The 4,630-nt window shown below is 68.1% G+C and carries 4 protein-coding genes; all 4 read right to left on the bottom strand.

The features are described 5' to 3' along the window. Window positions 1-576: FAD binding domain-containing protein (locus EOA28_RS25675; RefSeq protein ID WP_281060922.1), on the bottom strand; the 576-nt coding region annotated here is incomplete at its 3' end. Between the two features lie 8 nt (window positions 577-584). Continuing rightward, on the bottom strand, window positions 585-1,448 hold the full coding sequence (locus tag EOA28_RS25670) for an aromatic ring-hydroxylating dioxygenase subunit alpha (RefSeq protein ID WP_127249331.1): 864 nt from the start codon (window positions 1,446-1,448) through the stop codon (window positions 585-587). A 13-nt stretch (window positions 1,449-1,461) separates the two neighbouring features. After that, on the bottom strand, window positions 1,462-2,835 hold the full coding sequence (locus EOA28_RS25665) for an amidohydrolase (RefSeq protein ID WP_128315417.1): 1,374 nt from the start codon (window positions 2,833-2,835) through the stop codon (window positions 1,462-1,464). After that, on the bottom strand, window positions 2,835-4,448 hold the full coding sequence (locus EOA28_RS25660) for a GMC family oxidoreductase N-terminal domain-containing protein (RefSeq protein ID WP_127249329.1): 1,614 nt from the start codon (window positions 4,446-4,448) through the stop codon (window positions 2,835-2,837). Before EOA28_RS25660 ends, EOA28_RS25665 begins: the two co-directional genes overlap by 1 nt. Window positions 4,449-4,630: the final 182 nt, after the last annotated feature.

The raw sequence follows: 4,630 nt of genomic DNA, 5'->3' as shown, positions 1-4,630 counted from the left end.
GCCATCGACGATTTCGATGATCCCGGCGGCGCCGATCACGCTCGGCGTGAAAGCAGCGCGAAGACCGATTTTGCGATGCGTCCACCGGACATGGGCGCCGGGAACCGGGACCGTGATCGCTTCGATGATCTCGCCGCCGGGCTCCTGACGCAGCCATTCGGAAAGCGGCAAGGTCCGGCGTCCCACCACGGAGGAGCTTTCGACACGGGCGTCGAGCGCTAGCAGGGCAGGGAGCAGGCAGCCGGTCCGGCCGGCAACGTTGCCGCCGACCGTCGCCAGATTGCGGACCGCCGGGCCCGCGGTCGCGCGGATTGCCGCGGCGAGCAATGGCAGCTCTTCGCGCACGGTCGCGTCACGCTCCAGGGCGCCCAGCGTCGTGAGCGCGCCGATCCGGAACTCGTTGCCGGCAGGGACAATCCCCTTCAATCCGCCGATCTGGCCGATGTCGACGAGGCTGCGCGGCTTCGGGAGGCCTTTCGCCCACTCCAATTGGAGCGCGGTTCCGCCGGCGACCAGTCTCGCATCGCCGCCGGCAAGCATGGCCAGCGCGTCGGCGATCGATGCCGGGTGAAGCACCTGCACGGTCAGTGCGCTCCCGTCGTTCCGAACCGCAGGCCCTTCTCCTTGAGCCAGCGACGATAGGCGACGGAAGAGCCGTCCGCCCGCGTCGGGATCTCCAGGCGCGGTTCGAGCGGCAGCAGGAGGGGACGCTGGTTCTCGACTATGATCCGGTCCTGCAGGAAGATCACCTGCTCGAAATTGAGCAGCGCCGTGTCGGTCGAGGTCGCGTCGACGAGATACATGACCGGCTGCGCGCGGCAGAGGTCCTCCTCGATCGGCTGGATGAAAAGGGCGATGGCATCGAGGCGGTCCGGCGCGCTGGGGCAGACGCGGTAGAGCATCACCACGAAGGGGCTTGGCACGCGGTAGGTGAGGTGCACGAAGTCGCCTGAACTTTCCGTCGCCGCGATGCGCGGCTGGAAGAAGGTGCAGTTGGTGGCCCAGACCTCGTCCACGTCGCGGCGGATCTCGCTCAGATAGCGCGGCACCTCGGTGTGCGGCTCCGACCCGAGTATGTCGGTGTGCACGAAGGGGAAGTGCGCCATGTCGAGGAAATTCTCCACGACGCGCAGGCCGGAGGCGCGCATCCTGACCCAGCCGCAGGGCACGAAGCGGCGGTCCGCCTCATGGCTTTCGGCGATGTCGAAGATGTCCTTGTTGGGCCGGCCGAGCGTCGTCCAAATGCAGCCGTAGCGCTCCTGCGCAGGCAGAGCGTGGCTTCTTCCGCCGTCGTTCAAGATTTCACGGATGACCGGCGCTCCGGCCTCGTCGCGGCAGAGCTCGATGTCCTGGCCGAGCAGGCGTGTCACGACCGGAGCTTGTCCGAGTTCCGCGGCGGTCGCCACCGCGTACCATTCGTCGAGCGCCGCCCTGTCGGTCGTCTTCATGGCTCCGCTCCGTTCAGTCGGTCCATTGCCGGATGCCGTCGGCATTCTCGGCGAGGAAGGCCGCGCGCCGGGCAAAGAGGCCGGGCGCTACCTTACGGACCTCCGCGATGATCTCACCCAGATCGGCGGTCTTGAGCTCGCCATCCTCGACGACGATCTGGCCGTCGATCATCGTCATTGCCACGTCGCTGCCGCGCACGGCATGAACCAGATTGTGCTGCAGGTTGAAGTAGGGGCCTTCGCCGTAGAGGGGCGTCATGCGCGGCGTGTCGGTGCGGACCGCGATGATGTCGGCGCGTTTGCCGGGCTCGATCGAGCCGATCTCGGCGTCGAGCCCGATCGCCTTGGCCCCGGTGATCGTCGCCATGCGCAGCACCTGCCAGCTGTCCATGGCGGCGGCGTCGAGATCCTTGAGCTTGCCAAGCAGGGAGGCGACCTTCATCTCCTCGAACATGTCGAAATTGTTGTTCTCCTTCTCGCCGTCCGTGCCGATGCCGACCGCAACGCCGGCGGCCAGCATCTCGCCGACCAGCGCGATGCCGCTGGCGAGCTTCATGTTGGAGACCGGGTTGTGCGCGACCGACACGCGGCGCTTCGCGATGAATTCGATCTCGGCGGAATCGAGCCACACGCCATGCGCGATCATGGCGAGCGGTGTTTCGAAGAAGCCGAGATCGTCTAGCACGTACATCGGCCGCTTGCCGTAGCGTCTCTCGAATTCGGCGAGCTCGATCTGGGCTTCGCTGCAATGGGTGTGGAAGCCTGTGCCGTGCTTCTTCGCCAGCTCCACGGCGCGGCGCTGCCCAGCCTCATCGGCATAGAAGAGATGCTCGAGACCGACCCATACGTTGACGCGGCCGCCGGCCTTGCGATGCCACGTCTCGATCATCGCCTCGTTCATGTCGAGCGTGTCGAAATAGTTGTAGTCCGGATGCTCGCCGACATAGGGCACGGCGACGAGCCGGTTCCCGATCGCTTCCGCCGCCTTGGCGCTGCCCTCCATGAAGCGCCACATATCGACGACCGTGGTCGTGCCGCCGAGCACGGATTCGGCGTAGCACAGCCATGAGGCGGCTTCCGCCTCGTGCGGCTGCAGCACCCTGTGCATCGGGTTGATGTGCAGCGTCAGCCAATCCCAGACCGGCAGATGCTCCGCCGTGCCGCGCAGGAAGCCGGAATGGGCGTGCGCGTTGACGATGCCGGGCATCAGCACGCTGTCGGCGATTTTTTTCACCGGCGCCGACGGGTTGTCGGCCGCGATCTCCCGCAGCTTGCCGACCGCGGCGATGCGGCCGTCCTCGATCAGCAAGGCGCCGTCGGCGATGACGCTGTTGGTTGCGTCCATGGTGAGCAGATGGTCGCCTGCCAGGATCATGCTTTCAGTCACTACGTTCCCCTCATCCGTTCGTCCCTCGTCCCGCAGCCAGGCAAGTTTCGGGCCGCCTGCAAGATGAAGTCGGCCGCGCGTTCCCCAATCATCGTTGCCGGCGCATGGGTGTTGCAGCTCGGTATGATCGGGATCACCGACGCATCGGCGACGGTCAGTCCGCCGATGCCGCGCACCGCGAGGCGGCTGTCGACCACGGCCTCGTCGTCCTCGCCCATGCGGCAGGTGCCGCAGGTGTGGAAGAAGGTCGAGCAGGCGTCGCGGACGAAGGCAACCGTCTCCTTTCGCGAGAGCCGCCGGTCGGGCGCGGCGAAGCCGGCGAAAACATGCGCGTTGGCGCGGGCGGCCGCCATCTCGATGACGGCCTCGACCGCCGTGACCATCGCCTCCAGATCCTCGGGCTCGGCGAGGAAGTTGGGCTGGATCTCCAGCGCGCCGCCTGGCCGGGCTTCCAGCAGCCGCAGATGGCCGACGCTCTTCGAGCGCATCACGCCCGCGCCGAAGGAGAATACGTCGCCCGAAATCTCATAGCGGGCGCGGATCGCCGGCTCGGCGCTGTTGCCCTGCACCGGGAAGGCGTGGAGGTCGGCCTGCGGCAGGTCCGGCCGCGATCTCCAGTTCACCATCGAGCCGCCGCCATTGCCGGTCACCGGACCGAGCGGCCGTTTCGCCCGGAAGACGCAGGCCTGGGCCAGCGGATGATCCTGGAGGTTGCGGCCGACGCCGGGAAGCGCGTGAACGGTCGGGATGCCGAGCCGGCCGAGCTCGGCCGGGTCGCCGATGCCGGCGAGCATCAGCAGGCGCGGCGTGTCGATGGCACCCAGCGCCAGCACGACCTGTTCTTGCGCGCGGGTCTCCCGCTCCGCGCCGCCGACGAGATGGCGCACGCCCGCGCACCGGCCGTCCTCCACCGCCAGACTGACCGCCAGCGATTCGGTCAGGACGGTGAGGCGCGGATGGTCGAGGATCGGCAGCAGGTAGCCCTGCACGGCGCTCCAGCGCCGGCCGCCGGCGATGTTGAAGTTGGCGGGGGCGGCGCCCTCGTTGTCGGGACCGTTGGGATCGTCGATGACCGGGATGCCCAGTTCCGCCGCGCCGTCGATGAGCGCCTGCGCCACGGGATGCATTTCGGCCGCGCGCTCGATGCGCAGCGGTCCGCCCGCGCCGCGCCATTGGCTGGTGCCGTCCTGCCAGTCCTCGCAGCGACGGAAGTAGGGCAGGCAGTCGGCGAAGCTCCAGCCCTTCGCGCCGGCGTCTTCCCAGGCATCGTAGTCGCGCGGGTGGCCGCGATACCACATCATCGCATTGATGGCGCTGGAGCCGCCCAGCACCTTGCCGCGCGGGATGCCGATGGTGCGGCCGTTGACGGGCGGGGCGGGCGCGTAGTCGTAGCCCCAGTCATAGGCGCCGCGCCCGAGCGGCACCCATTGCGCCGGATCGTCGATCTCGGCGATGCCGATGCCGGCCGGCCCCGCCTCGATCAGCAGCACCTCGGCGCCTGCGTCCACCAGCCGCCGCGTCACCGCTGCGCCGCCGGAGCCCGCGCCGACCACGATGACGTCGTAGGAAGGTTTGAGCGGCCTGGCGGGAATGGCGGGGGCGGAGGCGATCATGGGCCGACTTCAGTTGTGCTCGCTCGGACCCATGATGGTTATGCCTTCGGTCGCCTCGACGTGGCGCACGAAGATGTATTTGTCCTCGCGGCCGTCGCTGTGCTTGCGCCTGATGTCGGGCTGCACCGTGCCCGACACCTTGGCGACGACGATGTACGGCTTCCCGGCGGCCAATCCAGCCT

Source organism: Mesorhizobium sp. M2A.F.Ca.ET.067.02.1.1 (genome assembly GCF_004023285.1).
Lineage (GTDB): Bacteria > Pseudomonadota > Alphaproteobacteria > Rhizobiales > Rhizobiaceae > Mesorhizobium.
Note: the sequence above shows the minus strand (reverse complement) of the source record. Positions and strands in the feature narration are given on the sequence as shown.

Excerpts from the sequence above, each read along its gene's own strand:
- EOA28_RS25660 (WP_127249329.1), bottom strand. The coding sequence starts at position 4,448 with ATGATCGCCTCCGCCCCCGCCATTCCCGCCAGGCCGCTCAAACCTTCC.
- EOA28_RS25670 (WP_127249331.1), bottom strand. The coding sequence starts at position 1,448 with ATGAAGACGACCGACAGGGCGGCGCTCGACGAATGGTACGCGGTGGCG.